General features: G+C 58.3%; 1 protein-coding gene. It reads right to left on the bottom strand.

What is annotated here, in order from left to right:
• Window positions 1-362: carboxyltransferase domain-containing protein (locus B3520_RS15550; protein WP_286876408.1), on the bottom strand; the 362-nt coding region annotated here is incomplete at both ends.

The raw sequence follows: 362 nt of genomic DNA, 5'->3' as shown, positions 1-362 counted from the left end.
TCCTTGCGCACCGACTGCATGTACTTTTCCGCTGCCTGACGACAGGCCGGGTCATCCCAGCTCAGGGGCAGATGAACAATGCGCGAGGGCACTTCCAGCTCGTCGATGTTCTGTAACTTGTGTTCGGCTTTTTCCAGCAGGTCGAGCAGCCGGTCTGTCGACAACTGCTGGCTTTCATAGTGGATCTGCAAAGAGCGGATGCCCGGAGTCATTTCCATAATGCCGTCAACGCCCTGCTCCTGCAGAAAGAGCATCAATGCGTGCGCCCGGAAGCGCAGACGGATATCCAGCTGCAGAGGCCCGTATTCCACCAGCAGATATTTGTCGCCGGACGGTCGATAGACCACCGGCACGCCGGTCTC

This window comes from Marinimicrobium sp. UBA4509 (assembly GCF_002388575.1).
GTDB lineage: Bacteria > Pseudomonadota > Gammaproteobacteria > Pseudomonadales > Cellvibrionaceae > Marinimicrobium > Marinimicrobium koreense.
Note: the sequence above shows the minus strand (reverse complement) of the source record. Positions and strands in the feature narration are given on the sequence as shown.